A 20,539-nucleotide genomic window follows, 5' to 3' on the forward strand; every position below is an offset into this window, starting at 1 on the left:
GCGCCGGATTCTCGCTCAAAAGACCATCCCCGCCAGCAGTGGCGGGGATTTTTTGTTTTTAGCCGACAGGCTTACGGACAAAAAAAAGCCCATCGTGGGAGATGGGCAAAGACTACACACAGCAATTCGTTGTTTCACTCAGGGGATTTCCATGCTTATAAATCAATATGTTGATTTATAACCGTGAGCTAATACTAGGCACTGAGGCTTTTTGCGTCGATCGGATTCCTCTCAATAGTTAAATTACGGTAAAGAATCTGTGCAGAAAATAGGGTTAGCAGGCAGAGAAATGCGGGATGTGGTGAGAGATAGATTAGTCTTTCTTAATATTTTAGATTGTCCTGCCCGACGGTAATCAGGGGCGTAATGGGGAAAGGCGGGTTTCCCCGCCTTTTGCTTACTTATCCTGCGAGGCTCGCGTATTCAGCTCGCTCAGTTCCTCAAGCACCAGATCGGGGTCTTTCGGCGGCGGCGGCGCTTCGTTAACCCACGCATCATACAGCCGCCAGGAGACCGCAAGCAGTACCGGACCGATAAACAGTCCTATCATGCCGAACGCCACCAGGCCGCCGATAACGCCGGAAAGGATCAGAATCATCGGCAGGTCGGCGCCCATGCGAATCAGCAGCGGACGAATAAAGTTATCCATGGTGCCGACGACGCAGCTCCAGACCAGCAGCACGGTGCCCCAGGTGGTATCGCCGCTCCAGTAAAGCCAGATAATTGACGGTACCAGGACCAGCAGGGGTCCCAGCTGGACGAGGCAGGTGAAGATCATCACCACAGTGAGCAGCGCGGCGTAGGGCACGCCGCTGACCGCAAGGCCAATACCGCCAAGCACCGCCTGGGCCAGCGCGGTAACGACCACCCCAAGCGCCACAGCGCGAATCGCCTGTCCGGCGAGGATCACCGCCGCGTCGCCGCGTTTGGACGCCAGGCGTGTGGCAAAGTGACGGAAGCCATATGCGACCTGTTCGCCGCGCCAGTACAGCAGGGCGCTGAACAGCAACATCAGTCCGCAATAGACCAGCAGCTTGCCAATATGCGCCGCCTGGCCGACAAACCACGTGGTGGTGGTGCCAAGATAGGGGCGAATTTTGACCATAATCGCCGTTCCCCCCATCTCCAGTAAGTTATGCCAGCCGGTATACAGTTTATCGCCGATTAGCGGAACACTATTTAGCCACGCCAGATCCGGCGGCGTAAAGTTGCCGCTGGTAATCACTTTTATTAATGGCGTGCTGTTATCGACCAGGCTGTTGACCAGCAGCGCAATAGGGATAACGAACAGCAAAAAGAGCAGTAGCGTCATCACCAGCACCGCCAGGGCGCGCTTGCCGAAAAGCAGGCGCTGCAGGCGCAACAGTACCGGCCAGGTGGCGATAACCACGGTACCGGCCCAGGCGAATGACAGGATAAATGGCTGCACGACCCACAGACAGGAAATAATAATCAGGGACAAAAACAGCACCGACAGCAGAACTTGCGGTATGTCCCGGGGCTGATTGGGGTTAATCATAGTGAAGTTTTACCTTTGCAGTCGCGTCAAAAGGCTGACGCAGCGTAATTCCATGTACTGATAATAATATCAATATGTTCGCGCGCCTGATTTTGCCCTTAATTCTGGCGGGCGCATATGAAAAAAATGTGATAAAAAGTTGAGGGCACTACGCAAACGTTTAATCACTTACAACACAACATAGTCAGGCAGGGTCGAGCGTCATGATCCCACAGATTTCTCAAGCGCCAGGTGTCGTTCAACTGGTGCTGAATTTTTTGCAGGTACTGGAGCAACAAGGTTTTACCGGGGATACCGCCACCAGCTATGCCGACAGGCTAACGATGGCGACTGATAACAGTGTCTATCAACTGTTGCCGGATGCGATTATATTCCCTCGTTCCACGGCGGACGTGGCTCTGCTGGCCAGGCTGGCGGCGGAAGAACGTTTTAAATCACTGATCTTTACCCCGCGCGGGGGCGGTACCGGCACCAACGGCCAGGCGCTGAACGCCGGGATCATCGTCGATATGTCCCGCTATATGAACCGCATTATAGAAATCAACCCGGAAGAAGGGTGGGTGCGGGTGGAAGCCGGGGTCATTAAAGACCAGCTGAATCAATTCCTTAAGCCGTACGGCTACTTTTTCGCGCCGGAGTTGTCGACCAGCAACCGCGCCACGCTTGGCGGGATGATCAACACCGATGCTTCCGGGCAGGGCTCTCTGGTCTACGGCAAAACGTCCGACCACGTGCTGGGGGTGCGCTCGGTGCTGATCGGCGGCGATATTCTTGATACGCAGCCGATTCCGGTAGCGCTGGCGGAAACGCTAAGCGCCCAGCAGTCGGCAATCGGGCGTATTTACCGCACCGTCTATCAGCGCTGTAAAGCGCAGCGCCAACTGGTTATCGATAAATTCCCCAAACTTAACCGCTTCCTCACGGGCTACGATCTGCGCCACGTCTTTAATGACGAGATGAGCGAATTCGATCTCACCCGCATCCTGACCGGTTCCGAAGGGACGCTGGCGTTTATCACCGAAGCGCGGCTGGATATCACCCGTTTGCCGAAAGTGCGTCGACTGGTCAACGTGAAGTACGACTCCTTTAATTCCGCGCTGCGTAACGCGCCGTTTATGGTTGAAGCCAGGGCGCTCTCGGTCGAAACCGTCGACTCGAAAGTGCTTAATCTGGCGCGGGAAGATATCGTGTGGCATTCGGTCAGCGAGCTCATTACCGACGTGGCGGATAAAGAGATGCTGGGGCTGAATATCGTCGAATTCGCCGGTGACGACGTCGAGCTGATTGATAGCCAGGTGACGGGGCTATGCCAGCGTCTGGATGAGCTGATGTCGCGCAATGAAGCGGGCGTCATCGGCTGGCAGGTTTGTCACGATCTCGACGGCGTGGAGCGCATCTACGCGATGCGTAAAAAAGCGGTCGGCCTGCTGGGTAATGCCAAAGGAGCCGCCAAGCCGATACCGTTCGCCGAAGATACCTGCGTGCCGCCGGAGCATCTGGCTGACTATATTGCGGAATTTCGCGCGCTGCTCGACGGCCACGGGCTGAGCTACGGCATGTTTGGCCATGTGGATGCCGGCGTACTGCACGTGCGTCCGGCGCTGGATATGTGCGATCCGCAGCAGGAGATGCTGATGAAGCGCATTTCAGATGACGTTGTGGCGTTAACCGCTAAGTATGGCGGCCTGCTGTGGGGGGAACACGGGAAAGGCTTCCGCGCCGAATATAGTCCAGCGTTCTTTGGCGAAGCTTTATTTGGCGAGTTGCGCAAGATTAAAGCCGCCTTTGACCCGGATAACCGCCTGAACCCGGGTAAGATCTGCCCGCCTGAAGGCGTTGACGCGCCGATGATGAAGGTGGATGCGGTTAAGCGCGGTACATTCGATCGGCAGATCCCTATCGCCGTGCGTAGCTCATGGCGCGGGGCGATGGAGTGTAACGGCAACGGCCTGTGCTTCAACTTTGATGCTAAAAGCCCGATGTGTCCGTCGATGAAGGTTAGCAATCACCGTATTCACTCGCCGAAAGGCCGGGCTACGCTGGTGCGTGAATGGCTGCGGCTGCTGGCGGACCGCGGTATTGACCCCAATCAGCTGGAAAAAGATCTGCCGGAAAAGCGTGCCAGCCTGCGTACCCTGGTGGAACGTACCCGCAATAGCTGGCACGCGCGGAAAGGAGAGTACGATTTCTCGCATGAGGTTAAGGAGGCGATGTCCGGCTGTCTGGCTTGTAAAGCCTGCTCGACCCAATGCCCGATTAAAATTGACGTCCCGGAGTTCCGTTCGCGTTTCCTCCAGCTTTACCATAGCCGCTATTTGCGCCCGGTCCGCGACCATTTGGTGGCGACGGTTGAATCCTACGCGCCGCTGATGGCGCATGCGCCGAAGACCTTTAACTTTTTTATTAACCAACCGTGGATGCGCAAGCTGTCGGAAAAGCATATCGGTATGGTCGATCTCCCGCTGCTCTCCGTGCCGTCGCTGAAGCAGCAGATGGTCGGCCACCGTTCGGCGAACACCACGCTGGAGCAGCTGGAAGCGCTGAGCGCAGAGCAGAAAGGGAAAATGGTGCTGGTGGTTCAGGATCCGTTTACCAGCTATTACGATGCGCAGGTGGTTGCCGATTTTGTTCGCCTGGTTGAGAAGGTCGGCTACCAGCCGGTACTGCTGCCGTTTTCACCAAACGGTAAGGCGCAGCATATTAAGGGCTTCCTGACGCGATTCGCGCGCACCGCGCAGAAAACCGCCGATTTCCTTAACCGGGTGGCCGAGCTCGGCATGCCGATGGTGGGGGTCGATCCGGCGCTGGTGCTTTGCTACCGCGATGAATATAACCAGGTCCTCGGCGAGAAGCGCGGCGATTTCCGCGTTATGCTGGTGCACGAGTGGCTGCCGCAGGTGCTGTCGGAAACCGCAGCTCAAGATAAAGGCGGCGAATCGTGGTATCTGTTTGGCCACTGTACCGAGGTGACGGCGCTTCCCGCGGCCACCCGGCAGTGGGCGGATATCTTTGCCCGCTTTGGCGCGAAGCTGGAAAACGTTAACGTGGGCTGCTGCGGCATGGCCGGGACCTACGGTCATGAAGTGAAGAACCACGCCAACTCGCTGGCCATCTACGCGCTCTCGTGGCAGCAGGCGATGGAGCGCTTGCCGCGCAATCGCTGCCTGGTCACCGGTTACTCCTGTCGTAGCCAGGTGAAGCGTATTGAAGGCAGTGGCGTGCGCCATCCGCTGCAGGCGCTACTGGAGATTATGGGATGATTTGGAAACGTCACAGCACCCTGGAACAGCTGAACGCGATGGGCGAGGGGAATATGGTCGGTCTGCTGGATATCCGCTTCGAGGCGATAACCGACGACGCCATCATCGCCACGATGCCGGTAGATAGCCGCACCCATCAGCCGTTTGGCCTGCTACACGGCGGCGCGTCGGTGGTTTTAGCGGAAACGTTAGGTTCGGTCGCGGGCTATCTGTGCAGCGAAGGTGAGCAGAAGGTGGTGGGGCTGGAGGTGAACGCCAACCACATACGTTCGGTGCGCTGCGGAAGGGTTCGCGGCGTGTGCCGGGCGCTGCACGTTGGCGCCCGTCACCAGGTGTGGCAAATCGAAATCTCTGATGAACAGGGGCGCCTTTGCTGTTCGTCACGGCTAACCACTGCCGTGATCTAAGTTAACAAAGGGGGGATTCCCCCCCTTACTGCTTTTGTATCGCCTGAACCACTATCATCGCAACACCCGGGCGTTTTTGCTAAGCCTCATTCCATTGCCACTTCAACTATTCATACGAAAATTCCTGGTATATCTCCGTTCCGCGCAAGTTTTAATTGCCCGCAGCGCGATGCTTACGCTTGCCGCTTATTAGGCAGCCACCCTCGCAAGGTGTAGACCATTATCTCTCGGGTGGCAAGTATATAAATATCAAATATAAATTTTTCAAACATCACTATTAATTATGCTAATCTTTTATATACCAGAGATTTACAAGTAACGAGAGGATGGAGTTAGCTATGGGTATCATTTCATGGATCATTTTTGGCCTTATTGCCGGTATTTTAGCCAAGTGGATTATGCCGGGGAAAGACGGCGGCGGATTTATCGTTACCGTAATTCTCGGTGTCATCGGTGCAGTTGTCGGGGGGTGGATTAGTACTTTCTTCGGCTTTGGTCGTGTAGATGGTTTTAATTTCGGCAGCTTTGTCGTTGCGGTGATTGGCGCGCTGGTGGTCCTGTTTATCTACAGGAAGATCAGGAGCTAATTCGCGCTACGTATTAGCTATGCCATAAAGTGAAGAGGCTGCCGCCATTGTCGGCAGCCTTTTTTAATATCCTGGCAATGCCTGTCCGGGCAATATCGCCTCTCTGAATCTTTGACCCAATATGCGCTCGTCGGCCCGGCGCAGCGGGGCTGGCACGACGTCGGCAAGGGCCTGTTTCTTCATCAACATAAAGATCTGTCCGGCGACGGCGAGGCTCACGGATTTTTCGAGGGAAGAGGTTAATCGAGCAAAACGCTAATAATTAACAATACGACCATACACATCGACATGACATCTGTTTCTATTTCCATAATTCAGTACTACACAGGTTCCCGAACGGTCGCCGTTGCGACATTGCGTTAAAAGATGAAGGAAATTTAGCAGCGCATTCTACATGAGCCAGCCAGCAGTGAATAAATCTTTATTTCTGTGAAACGACAATACTTATAATGAAAACGAATAGAATTCGTTGCATGAATGTATTGGGTGTGGCGACCGGATTGAGAGAAGAGCGCAAGCTCAATCCTGTTAATCAGTATTTAGCAGGAAGCTTGTTGATTTTTATCAGTTTTCCCTCTTCCATTTCGATGAAGCCGCCGGTTTTCAGAGCGGCCAGAATGCGCATTACACCGCTGCGGGAAAGCCGGGTTTTCTCTCTGATATATTTTTCAGCCGTCACGCTGTAGCGATAACCCTCCTCTTCCTCCATTAACTTGATCAACTGCTGGCGAATCATTTCATACGCCGTTGGCACGCCCTGAGGCATGACGTTATGATAGAGGCGGTTATAGACAAACATCAGTTGTTTAGAAAGCAGTCCCCATAGCGCCTTCTCTTTAATGATTTCCTCGACGCGACGGGTCGTGAGTACGCCTATCAGGCACGGCGTGACGGTTTTAAAATAATCGTTGAAATAGATATCCGTCATGTTCGCAAGGCCGAAAATGGCCGGGCTGCGCGCGGTGGTAAGCATCATGCCGTCATTCCTCCTGTAGAACGCAATTGTCCCCTCCAGCAGGAGATAGCACATCCCCTGACCGTTAACCTGGAGGTCAAACTGCTCGCCACGTCCCGCTTTGTACGTCGTGCTGTAAGGCTGCAAATGAGAAATAAATTCCTGTGCATAAGGGGAGCCGCGGAAGGATTGATTTGCCGATGACATAGTCAGAACATCCTGAAGGAGATCGAACTTATTATAACCTCGCGCCTCTCTCTTGCCACCCCGTAGATGCATTAACCGTCAGTACTTTCGCGGCAGATGGTGGATGTCAATCAGCACTCCGCGCTCCATAGTAATGTATTTACCCGTTCGTAGCTCTGCCAGGATACGCATAACGCCGCTGCGGGAAAGATAGGTTCGACTTTTGATATAGGCCGCCGCGGTGATATTTTGCCGGATAGCTTCGGGCTCTTGCATTAATTCAACGAGTTGGAAACGGATGATATCATAGGCTGACATTTGCGATATCTGGGCGCAGTGTTCATAAACTCTTGATGCGGTATAGATCAGCAGCTTTGAAAAATGCTCCCATAAGTTCTTTTGTGCCACTACGTGATTGAATGTTTCCAGAGAAACTGCCGCTATTTCCGACGTTTCCAGTACCCTGACATACAGACGTTCAGAGGAAAACTGGCTACATACGCCGAGAAGAAATGGCGATGACTCTGAGTTTAAAACAATACCGTCTCCGCGACGATGCAGAGCCACGCTGCCCTGAATAAGTAAAAAACACTGCCGAACGTCATTATCATAATAATGGACGATATCGCCCTTTGATACAATTCGCCTCTCGGCATATGGCAGGGTATTATCGATTAATCTTTCAATATGCTTAAAGGGTTTTATACTCAACACCTCTGCAGGCTCATTGTAGAGTTCAGGAATAATTCGCGTATTCATAAGATACCTCACTAACTTATGCGATCGTTTTTTGATCGATGTTGGGAATTATCTTAAAAAACATCATTCCAGGGAACGTTCGCGCCAGGTCTATTAATAGACTTAACGTAATTTTCATTTTAAGTGATTGATTTTATTGTGTTCATTTTTTAGTCCAAAAGTAGACCGGGACGTTTTAGATTAAGGAATTTCTGAATTTAATTGTTCTATTTTTGTTAATTTCGAGTCTACATTTAGACCACGAAATAGATTGTGTGCTGAAAAATAGTTGTATAAATTTTGTCTCGTCGGCAGGGGTAATCCGGTTTGAATAAAGCGTTTCAGTGGTGGCTTATTTACCATTGATTCCCGGCAACATATTAAAGCAATGGTAAAATACGGACATTAAGTGTTTTGCCTGAATGTCAATAAAGTAAAACAGGATATGGCGTTATGAAAAAGACAATTGTTATTGCTATGCTTGCAGCAGGTTCTGCATTATCTATGACTCATGCTTTCGCAGCAGCGGGTACCGTTAATTTTAATGGCAATATTTTGGATTCCGCTTGCGACGTCGATGTGGCGTCTCAGAACCAGGTGGTTGTTTTAGGCGATTATTATAAAACTGAATTTCCAGCGGCTGGTTCGCGAACCGCCGCGACGAAATTCGATATTATTCTGAAAAACTGTCCGGTAACCGTTGTGAATGCCAAAGTGCGTTTCGATGGAACTCCTGATTTAAGCAATTCCAACCTGCTGGCCATTGACTCGTCGGTCGCTGGCGCCGCCACCGGTGTCGCGATTAATCTGATGACGGCGGATAAAGCCGATCTGCCTCTGCACGGCAGCAACGGTTACTCCTACCCACTCAGCAGCACCGCTGATAATACGCTGAATTTCTATGCTCAGTATGTGTCGACCACTGCGACGGTGGTTGCCGGCCCAGCTAACTCGGTCGCGAATTTCTCCGTAGTTTACAACTAAGTCTTTTGCAGTAATCAGTAGGGGGCCGGCCCGGCCCCTTTGTTTTAAGAGGTATTAAATGCGTTTTATCAGAAGAATTGGCCTGGCGATAACAATGTTTACGCTGGTGCAGGCAACCGCCACTGCCGGGGTAATTATTGGCGGCACGCGGATTATTTTCGATGGTGCGAAAAAAGAAGCCTCCATCAGCGTTAATAATCCCGACGCGACGCCTTATTTAATTCAATCATGGATAGATGAGCAAGAAGGAGGGTCTGGTAAAACGCCTTTTATTATTACGCCTCCGCTGTACCGCCTCGATAGCGGACAAAAGAATATTGAACGAATTGTCGCGACAGGTTCGCTGCCTCAAACGCAAGAAAGCTTATTCTGGATGAATATTAAAGCGATTCCCTCGGCATCAAAGCAGATGAACTCCCTGCAAATTGCCGTAAAAACGCGTATCAAACTGATTTACCGGCCCGTCACTCTTCGTGGATCAACGCCGGAAGAGCAGGCGAATAAGCTCACCTGGCAAAGAAGCGGCAATGAAATTCAGGTGAATAACCCGACGCCTTACGTCATTAACTTCAATGAAATTAGCGTGGGCGGGAAAACGCTGGCGCAGGTGTCGTATGTTTTGCCTGCTTCGACAGCCCGATTCCGCTTGCCGGACGGGGCCTCCGGCAATGCCCTGACATTTAAAATCATTAATGACTATGGTAGCCCCGGAGCATCACATCAAGCCAATTTGTAACCCCTGAACAAATGGCCCGTCCCGCGTTAAATAGGTTAATAGCGATGACAATAAAAAATAATAAATTGCGACCTGCGCGTTTGGCGACTCTTATCGCCTTAGCGTTTACCGGTATTCCACATGAGCTTTATGCAAGTGATTCGTTTAATACGGCGCTGGTAGAACTGGATAACCCGGGGGTGGGCAAAGCGGATTTATCTGCTTTCGAGTCTGGCTCCCAGGCGCCGGGAAAATACCACGTGGATATTATTCTTGATGACCAGCTAATGGACACCCGGGATATTTCTTTTGCGATGGCAAAGACCGCTGACGGTAATGAAGCATTACAACCCTGTCTGAGCATTGAACTCTTAAAACAATGGGGCGTGAAAACCGATCTTTTTCCGCAACTGGTGGTAGAAAAAAGTGATTGCGCCAATCTCCAGGCGATTCCGCAGGCCAGCACCGATTTTCAGTTTGGCGCCCAGCGACTGGTTATCAGCATTCCCCAGGCAGCGATCGACCTGCCGGCAAGGGGCTATGTGCCGGCGGAAATGTGGGATGAGGGCATTACTGCGGCATTGCTCAATTACAGCCTGAGCGGGGCGAACGCTCGGGCGAAAACGGGCCAGGGCGCTAGCAGCGACAGCCAGTATGCGAACCTGCGTCCGGGAATCAATATCGGGCCGTGGCGTTTTCGCAACTATACCACCTGGTCACGGGAGTCCTCCGGCCAGGATAAATGGGATACCGTTTATACCTACGCGCAGCGCGCCATTATTCCGCTGAAAGGTCAGCTTACCGTTGGAGACAGCTCCGCGCCTGCCGATGTGTTTGACAGTATGCCGTTTCGCGGCGGCCAACTGGCGTCAGATGACGATATGTTACCGGATTCTCTTAAGGGCTATGCGCCCGTGGTGCGCGGCATCGCCCGAACCAATGCGCAGGTCGTGGTGCGCCAGAACGGCTATCAGATCTACCAAAGTTACGTTGCGCCGGGGGCGTTTGAGATTAGGGATATGTATCCCACCGGCGGCGCGGGCGACCTCGACGTGACGATTAAAGAAGCCGATGGCAGCGAACAGCACTTCACGCTGCCCTATGCCTCGCTGCCAGTATTGCAGCGGGAAGGCCGCTTAAAATACGCCATCACCGGTGGGCAATATCGCTCCTATAACAGCAGCGTGGATAAGACCCCTTTCGGGCAAGCCACCGCAATTTATGGTCTGCAGCACGGCATTACCCTCTATGGCGGCCTGCAAGAGTCAAGCAAATACCAGTCGCTTGCTTTTGGCGTGGGCAAAAATATGGGGGCGTTAGGCGCTATCTCCGCCGACGTTACCCAGGGTTGGTCAACGCCGGATAAAACGGAAAAATCACAGGGCCAATCCTGGCGAGCGCGTTACAGCAAAAACTTCGCCGAGACGGGGACTAACTTTTCCATTGCGGGCTACCGCTATTCGACCAGCGGCTATTACGGGATGCAGGAAGTCCTGGATTCCTATGGCGACAGCAGCGCGCTGCAGGACCGCAGGCGCAACCGCGCTGAGCTGACGATGAGCCAGACGCTGAGTCGTGAGTTGGGGTCGCTTACCCTCAGCGCGGCGCGGGAAGACTACTGGAATTCTGCCAGGTCGATGGCTTCCTGGAGCGTCGGATATAACAACTACTGGCACAATATTAGCTACGGTGTGACCTGGACATACAGCAAAAATGGCAGCGCTGCGTTATACGACGGCGGGCGCGCGACAAACAGCGACCATGACCAGCAACTGGCGTTTAACGTCAGCGTGCCGCTGGAGAAATTCCTCCCGCAAACGTGGGCAAGCTATGGCATGAACGCCAGCAAGAATAACGGAACGACGCACAATATCGGCATTAACGGCGTCGCGCTGGAAAATAACTCGCTGAACTGGAACGTCCAGCAGGGTTACGGTACGAATGGCGTGGGTTACATCGGCAATATGAATGGTGACTATAAAGCCACGTACGGTGAAGTGACGGCGGGCTATAGCTACGACAGAAATAGCGAGCGGCTTAATTATGGCCTGCAAGGAGGCGTTATCGCCCATGCCGACGGCATTACGCTTTCTCAACCGCTCGGTGAAACCAACGTCTTAATCAAAGCTCCGGGGGCGCACGGCGTGAATATTCGCAATCAACCCGGCTCGCGCACCGACTACAGGGGATATACGGTAGTCAGCAATATTTCCGTCTACCGAAAAAACGACCTGACGCTCGACCCGCAAAATATGCCTGATGATGTCGAGCTGGAGATCAACACCGATACGGTCATACCGACGCGAGGCGCGGTGGTGAGGGCCGATTACCTTGCAAAAGTGGGGCGCCGGGTACTCATGACCTTAACAGACAATAACCACTTTGTGCCATTTGGCGCCGTGGTGACATTTGCAGATGGTAATAAAAGCAGCTTTATCGTCGGCGATCGTGGGCAGGTATTTTTAAGCGGAATGCCCGAGCAAGGGGCGATAGTCGCAACATGGGGCCGCCAGTCCAGCCAACAGTGCCGTGCTGATTTCAGCCTGCCGAAACAACCAACTTACGCTGGAATAACCGAGGTTAGCGCCAGTTGCCATCAGGAACGTTAAAAATGAGATTGATTTATTCTATTATTTTGCTCGGCTTAATGGCCGGTTGGAATAACGCGCGTGCCGGAACCTGCACGACAATTACCCCGCAGCTCTCCACGCTGTCTGTAGGAACGATTACCGTACCGCGTGATGCACCGGTCGGGACCGTTATTTATTCGGCAGGCGGGACATTTACGGGCTCTTACCTTTCAGGTTGTACTAACCCAATCATGCTGGGTTTCAGCATGAGATATAATAATGCGACGCTGAGCAGCTACGGTAATCACGTTTACAACACTAATATTAGCGGTATTGGTATTCGTTTTTCATCAAACGCTTATTTTGAAAACCCGAGTAATACATTCTCCTATAACGCACAGACCTCATATGTCGACTGGTACGGGGGCAACATGCAGCTGGTGGTCACCGGCCGGGTATCATCGGGCGCATTAACGCCGGGAACGATCGGAGTTGTGATGCTACAGGGCAGCGACGGCGTCTACCGTGATGGCCTGACCGCAACGCTGACCGATGGGACAATCAACGCGCTGGCCTGCAGTATTACTACGCCTCAGCTGACCTTCCCGATTGGCGATATTTCAGCATCAACGTTCGGCTCGACGGTAGGCACCACGCCCGCAGGCGCGCAGAATACGCAAAATCTGGGGTTAAGCTGCAACGCCGATACCAATATCACCGTTTCGCTGAGCGGCGTACAAAATCCGGATAGCGCCAATACCAGCGTAATGGCATTAACGGGGCAGGGCAGTGCCGGTACCGCGAAAGGTGTCGGAGTCCAGCTTTTATATAACGGCGCGCCGTTGGCCATCAATAGCCCGCTGTTATTAAAACGGTCATCGGGCGGGCAAGAAACGCTGCCGTTGACGGCCCGTTATTATCAGACCTTAACGTCCGTTGAGTCAGGCTCGGCAAATGCAACCGCCACGCTTAATTTGACGTACCAGTAACAGGTGAAAAAATGAAAATACACCACAAAAAAATGCTTCTTCTGGCTTTTCTGTGCTGGAAAGCTTTTGCTGCCGACAGCGTGAGCGTAGGCGTTACGGGAAATATTGTTGCATCGCCCTGTATATTTAATGGTGGAAATAGCAACCTCGATGTCAATCTTGGCGATATTCAGGCAAAAAATATGGTTACTCCGGGGTCATCATCCGACCCTGTGGCCTTTAATTTGCTGTTTACCAACTGCCCGGCGGGAACACGCAACGTAACGGCCTCCTTTAGCGGAATCCCGGATCCGGTTGCCGGCCCTGACTATTATATGAATAGCGGTACCGCATCAAACGTGGCGGTTGCGATGAGCGAAGCGGGCAGCGGCGCGCTTAAGGGGACGGGTTCAAGTATTATGGGCAACATCGCGGCAGACAGAACCGCTACCCTCGCCATGCAGGCCTCGGTAAAATCTATGTCAGGAGGAGCGACGCCCGGAAGCGTGAGTGCCGTTGTCGTCATGACACTACAGTACAATTAAACGGGCAACCGTTTCTGCGCGACGCCGGTTGCATATTTCTTTATGAAATCATGGTAACGCTGCGTCGTACTATTTCCGTCGTGAGCCAGGCCTTGTTTGCCTCATAGCCGGTAAAGATCCCTCTCTTTTACCCGTAATAGGCGTCGGTCAGTCTATTGCCTTCCACGGCGGGTTATATGCAAGGCAAAAAATCTATCTCAAAAATAGGTATTTTCGATGCATATTTTAATTTTCCAGCAACATCTGCCTCCCAATCCATAAAATACATTATTAATCAATGTATTGAACAATTTGTCGCATCTCCGATATCTCTCCTGTCAGGGTCTATGCTTATAAAAAGAGCCTGATAGGGGAATACCCCTTCTCCGGATGGGTTGAAGTGATAATCATTATCACTAACATAGTGGTATGTCCCGATGGCGTCAACCTATGAGGTAGAGCGATGAATTCACATGCAGGAACTTTCAATCCCGAAGATTTTAGCTGGCGTGGACTGGTCATGACTCCAGCCGCCGCCGCCCATATTCGCGATCTGGTCCGCAAACAGCCGGATATGCAGGGGCTGCGCCTGGGGGTTAAAACCAGCGGCTGCGCGGGTTTTGGCTACGTTCTCGAATTAATCGCCGAACCGGCGAAAGACGACCTGCTCTTTGAGCGCGACGGCGCGAAGTTATGGGCGCCGCTACAGGCCATGCCGTTTATCGATGGCACCGAACTCGATTACGTTCGCGAAGGCTTAAATCAAATCTTCAAATTCCATAATCCCAAAGCCCAGCACGAATGCGGCTGCGGCGAAAGTTTTGGCGTTCAGGCGGAGTAACTATGTCTCGTAATACTGAAGCAACCGACGATGTCAAAACCTGGAGCGGCGGGCCACTCAACTATAAAGAAGGCTTTTTCACGCAGCTGCAGACCGATGAGCTGGCGAAAGGCATAAACGAAGAGGTGGTCAGGGCGATTTCCGCGCGCCGCAATGAGCCAGAATGGATGCTGGAATTTCGTCTGAACGCGTTTAAGGCCTGGCAGACGATGGAAGAGCCGCACTGGCTGAAGGCGCACTACGACAAGCTGAACTATCAGGATTACAGCTATTACTCGGCGCCCTCCTGCGGCAACTGCGATGACGCCTGCGCCTCTGAGCCTGGCGCTTTGCAGCAGACGGGCTCCAGCGCGTTTTTGACCAATGAAGTTGAAGAGGCGTTCAATCTCCTCGGCGTGCCGGTGCGCGAGGGGCGGGAAGTGGCCGTCGACGCCATTTTTGACTCGGTTTCCGTCGCTACGACCTATCGCGAAAAGCTGGCGGAGCAGGGGATTATCTTCTGTTCGTTCGGCGAAGCGATCCACGATCACCCGGAGCTGGTGCAGAAATACCTCGGTACCGTGGTGCCGGGTAACGACAACTTCTTCGCCGCCCTCAACGCGGCGGTGGCCTCCGACGGGACCTTCATCTATGTCCCCAAAGGCGTACGCTGCCCGATGGAACTGTCGACCTATTTCCGCATCAACGCGGAAAAAACCGGCCAGTTCGAGCGCACGATACTGATCGCCGATGAGGGCAGCTACGTGAGCTACATTGAAGGCTGTTCGGCGCCGGTACGCGATAGCTACCAGCTGCATGCGGCGGTGGTTGAAGTCATTATTCATAAGGACGCCGAGGTGAAGTACTCCACGGTGCAAAACTGGTTCCCCGGCGATAACAACACCGGCGGGATCCTTAACTTCGTCACCAAGCGCGCGCTGTGCGAGGGTGTGAACAGCAAAATGTCGTGGACCCAGTCGGAAACCGGCTCGGCGATCACCTGGAAATATCCAAGCTGTATTCTGCGCGGGGATAACTCTATCGGCGAGTTCTTCTCGGTGGCGCTGACCAGCGGTCATCAGCAGGCGGACACGGGGACCAAGATGATCCATATCGGTAAAAACACCCGCTCGACGATTATCTCGAAGGGGATTTCTGCCGGCCACAGCCAGAACAGCTATCGCGGGCTGGTCAAAATCATGCCCACAGCAACTAACGCGCGCAACTTCACCCAGTGTGATTCGATGCTGATTGGTCCGGACAGCGGGGCGCATACCTTCCCTTATGTGGAATGCCGGAACAACAGCGCGCAGCTGGAGCACGAAGCGACCACGTCGCGGATCGGCGAAGACCAACTGTTTTACTGCCTGCAGCGCGGCATCAGCGAGGATGATGCGATTTCGATGATCGTCAATGGTTTTTGTAAGGACGTTTTCTCAGAGCTGCCGCTGGAGTTTGCCGTGGAAGCGCAGAAATTACTGGCGATTAGTCTTGAACACAGCGTCGGCTGATAACAAAGGAAATAAGATGTTAAGTATTAAAAATTTGCAGGTCGCCGTCGAAGATAAAGAGATTCTGCGCGGACTGAATCTGGACGTTCGTCCCGGCGAAGTGCACGCCATTATGGGGCCGAACGGGTCCGGCAAAAGTACCCTGTCCGCCACCCTGGCCGGACGTGAAGACTATGAAGTGACCGGCGGTAGCGTGGAGTTTAAAGGCAAAGATCTGCTGGAGCTCGCCCCGGAGGATCGCGCCGGCGAAGGCATCTTCATGGCCTTCCAGTATCCGGTGGAAATTCCCGGGGTCAGCAATCAGTTTTTCCTGCAAACCGCGCTGAACGCCGTGCGCCGCTACCGCGGCCAGGAGCAGCTTGACCGCTTTGACTTTCAGGACCTGATGGAAGACAAAATTAAGCTGCTGAAAATGCCCGAGGATCTGCTGACCCGCTCGGTTAACGTCGGCTTCTCCGGCGGTGAGAAAAAGCGCAACGATATCCTGCAGATGGCGGTACTGGAACCGGAGCTGTGTATCCTCGACGAGTCCGACTCCGGGCTGGATATTGACGCGCTGAAGATTGTCTCTGACGGCGTTAACGCCCTGCGCGACGGTAAGCGCGCGTTTATCATCGTTACCCACTATCAGCGCATTCTCGACTATATCAAGCCGGATTACGTCCACGTGCTGTACCAGGGGCGGATCGTCAAATCCGGCGACTTTACGCTGGTCAAACAACTGGAGGAGCAGGGCTATGGCTGGCTTACCGAACAGCAGTAACGCGCTGCAACAGTGGCACCATCTGTTTGAGTCGCAAAGCGGGCAGCGCAGCCCGCAGGCGCATCAGCATCTGCAGCAGCTGCTGCGGCTGGGCCTGCCAACGCGTAAACATGAAAACTGGAAATATACTCCGCTGGACGCGTTACTGAATCAGACCTTTGTCGCTGCTCCTCCGCAGGCGCTGACGGCGGCCCAGCGTGACGCGCAGGCGCTAACAGTGGAGGCATGGCGCCTGGTGTTTGTCGACGGCCAGTTTAGCGACAGCCTGAGCGACGATCTGGCCGCCAGCGGCTATGACGTGCAGGTGGATAACGAGCGTCAACAACTGCCTGACGCCGTTCAGCCCGAAGTCTTTCTGCATTTGACCGAAAGCCTGGCGACCACCGTCACCCGCATTCGGGTCAGGCGCAACCAGCGCCCGCAAAAACCGCTGCTGATTATGCACCTGACGCGCGGGCTGGCGGGCGATGAAATGAATACCGCCCACTATCGCCATCATCTGGAACTGGAGAGCGGCGCGCAGGCGACCATCATCGAGCACTATCTGAGCCTCAACGACCAGCGCCACTTTACCGGCGCAAGGCTGACGATGGCCGTGGCGGATAACGCCCACCTGCAGCATATCAAGCTGGCGTTTGAGAATGCGCAAAGCTACCACTTTGCCCACAACGACCTGGCGATCGGGCGTGACAGCTCCGCCTTCAGCAGCAGTTTTCTCCTCGGGAGCTCGGTGCTCCGCCACCACACCAGCACGCGGCTGAACGGAGAAAACAGCAACCTGCGAATTAACTCGCTGGCGATGCCGGTCAACGGCGAAGTCTGCGACAGCCGCACCTGGCTCGATCATAAAGTCGGATACTGCAACAGCCGCCAGCTGCATAAAACCATCGTCAACGACAAAGGGCGGGCGGTGTTTAACGGCCTGATTAACGTCGCGCCGCATGCGATCAAAACCGATGGCCAGATGACCAACAACAACCTGCTGCTCGGCCGCTTATCGGAAGTGGATACCAAACCGCAGCTGGAGATTTACGCTGACGACGTGAAGTGCAGCCACGGCGCGACCATAGGGCGTATTGATGACGAACAGCTGTTTTATCTGCGCTCGCGCGGCATTACGCAGCAGGCGGCGCAGCAGATGATTCTTTACGCCTTTGCCGCCGAGCTCACCGAAGCGATCGGCGATGAGGCGCTCAGGCAGCAAATACTGGCGCGTATCGGCCAGCGTCTGCCGGGAGGTAACCTATGACATTTTCTGTGGAACGCGTGCGCGCCGATTTTCCGCTACTCCATCGCGAGGTGAACGGCCAGCCGCTGGCCTATCTCGACAGCGCCGCCAGCGCGCAGAAGCCGGAAGCGGTGATTAACGCCGAGGCGGAATTTTACCGCCACGGCTATGCGGCGGTGCATCGCGGCATTCATACCCTCAGCGCGGAAGCCACGGCGAGCATGGAGCAGGTGCGCCAGCAGGCGGCGACGTTCCTCAACGCCCGCTCGGCGGAAGAGATGGTGTTTGTTCGCGGCACCACGGAAGGCATTAACCTCGTGGCGAACAGCTGGGGAAACGCCAACGTCGGCGCGGGCGACAACATCATCGTCAGCGCGATGGAGCATCACGCCAATATCGTGCCGTGGCAGATGCTGTGCGCCAGAGTGGGGGCGCAGCTGCGGGTGATCCCGCTGAATCAGGACGGAACCCTGCAGCTGGATGCGATCCCCGGCCTGTTTGACGATCGCACCCGCCTGCTGGCCATCACCCAGGTGTCTAACGTGTTGGGAACCGAAAACCCAATCGCCGCCCTGGCGGCTTTAGCCCATCAGCACGGCGCGAAGGTACTGGTGGACGGTGCGCAGGCGGTTATGCACCATCCGGTGGATGTTCAGGCGCTGGACTGCGATTTTTACGCTTTCTCCGCGCACAAGCTGTATGGCCCTACCGGGATTGGCGTGCTCTACGTCAAACAGGACATTTTGCAGGCGATGCCGCCGTGGGAAGGGGGCGGGTCGATGATCGCCACCGTCAGCCTGACGGAAGGCACCACATGGGCAAAAGCGCCGTGGCGCTTCGAGGCGGGAACGCCGAATACCGGCGGTATTATGGGACTGGGCGCGGCGCTGGATTACGTCAGCGCGCTGGGGCTGACGCATATCGCGGAATATGAACAAACCCTGATGCGTTACGCGCTGCAGGCACTGGAGAGCGTGGCGGATTTAACCCTTTACGGCCCGCCAAATCGTCTGGGGGTGATTGCCTTTAATCTCGGCAAACATCATGCCTACGATGTCGGCAGCTTCCTTGATAATTACGGTATCGCGGTGCGGACCGGGCACCACTGCGCCATGCCGCTAATGGCGTTCTACGGGGTTCCGTCCATGTGCCGGGCATCGCTGGCGATGTACAATACCACGGAAGAGGTGGACCGGCTGGCGGCGGGGCTACAGCGGATCCGCAAATTACTAAGCTAAAGGAAGCGACTATGGCGGCGTTACCGGACAGAGACAAACTGCTGCGCAACTTTAGCCGTTGCGCGAACTGGGAAGAGAAATACCTCTATATTATTGAGCTGGGACAGCGCCTGGCGCCGCTGAGCCCGGAGGAACACACCGCCCAGAATATCATTCAGGGTTGCCAGAGTCAGGTGTGGATCGTGATGGCGCAGGAGCAGAGCGGGGCTATCGCGCTTCGCGGCGACAGCGACGCGGCTATCGTCAAAGGACTCATCGCGGTGGTATTTATCCTTTATGACCAGATGACGGCCAAAGATATCACCGCTTTTGACGTGCGTCCGTGGTTTGAAAAAATGGCCCTGACGCAGCATCTTACCCCCTCGCGGTCGCAAGGACTGGAAGCCATGATCCGCGCAATTCGCGCGAAAGCTGTAAATCTTAGCTAGAATAAAACAGTAGATTTCATTCTGTTATGCACGACGGGAGGCTAGCCTCCCGTCGTGCATAACAGGCCTGGCGTTTTATCAGCGAAAGAAGGAATCTCAGTATGAAACGCGCTTCTCTCATCACCATAGCTCTTCTGAGCGCCCTCAGCGCGTCACACGCAGCCTGGGCCGTTGATTATCCTCTTCCTCCAGCCAATAGTCGTCTGATTGGTGAGAACCAGTTCTGGACGGTACAAGAGGGCGACCGCAACCTGCAGGCGATTGCCCGTCGTTTTGATACGGCGGCAATGCTGATCCTCGAAGCGAACGATACCATTGCGCCGGTGCAGCCTAAACCGGGTACTCAGGTGCTGATACCTTCGCAGATGCTGCTGCCGGACGTGCCGCGTGAAGGCATCGTCGTCAACCTGGCGGAACTGCGTCTCTACTACTTCCCGCCGGGCGTCAATCAGGTGCAGGTCTATCCCCTGGGGATTGGTCAGCAGGGGCTGGAAACCCCGGAGATGACGACCCGTATCGGGCAGAAAATCCCGAACCCCACCTGGACGCCGACGGCGGGCATCCGCGCCCGTTCGCTGGAGAAGGGGATTAAACTGCCGCCGGTGGTGCCCGCAGGGCCGAATAACCCGCTAGGTCGCTATGCGCTCCGTCTGGCGTACGGCAACGGTGAATATCTTATTCATGGCACCAGCGCGCCGGACAGCGTCGGCCTGCGCGTAAGCTCCGGCTGCATGCGCATGAACGCAGCGGACATCCAGGCTTTATTCAATCAGGTGAAAAGCGGCACGCCGGTGCGGATAATCAACCAGCCGGTCAAATTCGCCGTGGAGCCGGACGGTAAGCGCTATGTTGAAGTTCATCGCCCGTTGACGCCTGATGAGACCAGCAACGCGCAGACTATGGCCTATACGCTTCCGGCGGAGTTTCATCAGTTTGCGGGGGATAACGCGGTTGATGAGGCGCAGCTTAAACGCGCGCTGACCCGGCGGGCAGGATATCCGGTGGTGGTATCCGCCAGTGGAAGCACTGCGTCGAGCCTGTCGGTGCAGAATAATACGCCGGTAGATGAAGCGAAAAGGGTGCAGTAGGCGGGAAAAGATAAGGCAAAAAAAATGGCGCACAGTGTGCGCCATTTTTA

The 20,539-nt window shown here is 54.4% G+C and carries 18 protein-coding genes and 1 other RNA gene; 15 read left to right on the forward strand and 4 right to left on the reverse strand.

Features of this window, described 5'->3' with window-relative positions:
- Positions 1 to 77: 77 nt before the first annotated feature.
- Together rprA and ydiK are read right to left on the reverse strand one after the other, a co-directional pair.
- Positions 78 to 185: antisense sRNA RprA (gene rprA / locus K7H21_RS11635), an RNA gene on the reverse strand.
- Positions 186 to 397: 212 nt separating this feature from the next.
- Positions 398 to 1,519: an AI-2E family transporter YdiK gene (gene ydiK, locus K7H21_RS11640; RefSeq protein ID WP_004119143.1), complete on the reverse strand. Its 1,122-nt coding sequence runs from the start codon at positions 1,517 to 1,519 to the stop codon at positions 398 to 400.
- A gap of 203 nt (positions 1,520 to 1,722) precedes the next feature.
- Between ydiK and ydiJ the strand changes: the two genes are divergently transcribed.
- The 3 genes from ydiJ to K7H21_RS11655 all read left to right on the forward strand — a co-directional run bounded on the left by ydiJ (position 1,723) and on the right by K7H21_RS11655 (position 5,773).
- Positions 1,723 to 4,779 (forward strand): D-2-hydroxyglutarate dehydrogenase YdiJ, encoded by a 3,057-nt coding sequence (ydiJ, locus tag K7H21_RS11645; RefSeq protein WP_087828235.1) that lies wholly within the window; start codon positions 1,723 to 1,725, stop codon positions 4,777 to 4,779.
- Entirely contained in the window at positions 4,776 to 5,186 is a 411-nt protein-coding gene (menI, locus tag K7H21_RS11650; protein ID WP_004119145.1) for a 1,4-dihydroxy-2-naphthoyl-CoA hydrolase, read from the forward strand. The genes ydiJ and menI overlap by 4 nt, the downstream gene beginning before the upstream one ends.
- A gap of 338 nt (positions 5,187 to 5,524) precedes the next feature.
- The gene (locus tag K7H21_RS11655; protein ID WP_004102935.1) at positions 5,525 to 5,773 is read left to right on the forward strand and encodes a GlsB/YeaQ/YmgE family stress response membrane protein; all 249 of its coding nucleotides are present in this window, start codon (positions 5,525 to 5,527) and stop codon (positions 5,771 to 5,773) included.
- 532 nt (positions 5,774 to 6,305) lie between these two features.
- On the opposite strand, the gene K7H21_RS11660 is transcribed toward K7H21_RS11655, so the two are convergent.
- Together K7H21_RS11660 and K7H21_RS11665 are read right to left on the reverse strand one after the other, a co-directional pair.
- Complete coding sequence (locus tag K7H21_RS11660) at positions 6,306 to 6,935, reverse strand: helix-turn-helix domain-containing protein (protein WP_004119146.1); 630 nt, start codon at positions 6,933 to 6,935, stop codon at positions 6,306 to 6,308.
- A gap of 78 nt (positions 6,936 to 7,013) precedes the next feature.
- Positions 7,014 to 7,673, reverse strand: coding sequence for a winged helix-turn-helix transcriptional regulator (locus K7H21_RS11665; protein WP_004119148.1), 660 nt, complete (start codon positions 7,671 to 7,673; stop codon positions 7,014 to 7,016).
- A gap of 432 nt (positions 7,674 to 8,105) precedes the next feature.
- Between K7H21_RS11665 and K7H21_RS11670 the strand changes: the two genes are divergently transcribed.
- From K7H21_RS11670 to ldtE, 12 genes are all read left to right on the forward strand, one after another.
- Positions 8,106 to 8,636, forward strand: a complete 531-nt coding sequence (locus tag K7H21_RS11670; RefSeq protein WP_049114198.1) for a fimbrial protein — start codon at positions 8,106 to 8,108, stop codon at positions 8,634 to 8,636.
- 58 nt (positions 8,637 to 8,694) lie between these two features.
- Positions 8,695 to 9,372, forward strand: coding sequence for a fimbrial biogenesis chaperone (locus K7H21_RS11675; protein WP_087828234.1), 678 nt, complete (start codon positions 8,695 to 8,697; stop codon positions 9,370 to 9,372).
- Positions 9,373 to 9,416: 44 nt separating this feature from the next.
- Positions 9,417 to 11,960, forward strand: a complete 2,544-nt coding sequence (locus K7H21_RS11680) for a fimbria/pilus outer membrane usher protein (RefSeq protein ID WP_139528845.1) — start codon at positions 9,417 to 9,419, stop codon at positions 11,958 to 11,960.
- Between the two features lie 2 nt (positions 11,961 to 11,962).
- Entirely contained in the window at positions 11,963 to 12,910 is a 948-nt protein-coding gene (locus K7H21_RS11685) for a fimbrial protein (protein ID WP_049114202.1), read from the forward strand.
- Positions 12,911 to 12,921: 11 nt separating this feature from the next.
- On the forward strand, positions 12,922 to 13,434 hold the full coding sequence (locus tag K7H21_RS11690; RefSeq protein ID WP_139528844.1) for a fimbrial protein: 513 nt from the start codon (positions 12,922 to 12,924) through the stop codon (positions 13,432 to 13,434).
- A 442-nt stretch (positions 13,435 to 13,876) separates the two neighbouring features.
- Positions 13,877 to 14,254, forward strand: a complete 378-nt coding sequence (gene sufA, locus K7H21_RS11695; protein ID WP_004119171.1) for a Fe-S cluster assembly scaffold SufA — start codon at positions 13,877 to 13,879, stop codon at positions 14,252 to 14,254.
- Between the two features lie 2 nt (positions 14,255 to 14,256).
- Complete coding sequence (gene sufB, locus K7H21_RS11700; protein ID WP_004119173.1) at positions 14,257 to 15,744, forward strand: Fe-S cluster assembly protein SufB; 1,488 nt, start codon at positions 14,257 to 14,259, stop codon at positions 15,742 to 15,744.
- A 16-nt stretch (positions 15,745 to 15,760) separates the two neighbouring features.
- Positions 15,761 to 16,507: a Fe-S cluster assembly ATPase SufC gene (gene sufC, locus K7H21_RS11705; protein WP_004119176.1), complete on the forward strand. Its 747-nt coding sequence runs from the start codon at positions 15,761 to 15,763 to the stop codon at positions 16,505 to 16,507.
- Complete coding sequence (sufD, locus tag K7H21_RS11710) at positions 16,482 to 17,756, forward strand: Fe-S cluster assembly protein SufD (RefSeq protein ID WP_087828230.1); 1,275 nt, start codon at positions 16,482 to 16,484, stop codon at positions 17,754 to 17,756. Before sufC ends, sufD begins: the two co-directional genes overlap by 26 nt.
- A complete protein-coding gene (sufS, locus tag K7H21_RS11715; RefSeq protein ID WP_195729133.1) occupies positions 17,753 to 18,973 on the forward strand; it encodes a cysteine desulfurase SufS in 1,221 nt (406 codons plus the stop codon). Before sufD ends, sufS begins: the two co-directional genes overlap by 4 nt.
- An 11-nt stretch (positions 18,974 to 18,984) precedes the next feature.
- Positions 18,985 to 19,401 (forward strand): cysteine desulfuration protein SufE, encoded by a 417-nt coding sequence (gene sufE, locus K7H21_RS11720; protein ID WP_139528841.1) that lies wholly within the window; start codon positions 18,985 to 18,987, stop codon positions 19,399 to 19,401.
- 101 nt (positions 19,402 to 19,502) lie between these two features.
- Positions 19,503 to 20,489 carry a L,D-transpeptidase LdtE gene (gene ldtE, locus K7H21_RS11725; protein ID WP_004119182.1) on the forward strand — a complete coding sequence of 329 codons (987 nt, stop codon included), beginning with the start codon at positions 19,503 to 19,505 and terminating at the stop codon, positions 20,487 to 20,489.
- The last annotated feature ends 50 nt before the right edge of the window (positions 20,490 to 20,539 follow it).

The organism is Klebsiella sp. CTHL.F3a (assembly GCF_019890895.1).
GTDB lineage: Bacteria > Pseudomonadota > Gammaproteobacteria > Enterobacterales > Enterobacteriaceae > Klebsiella > Klebsiella grimontii.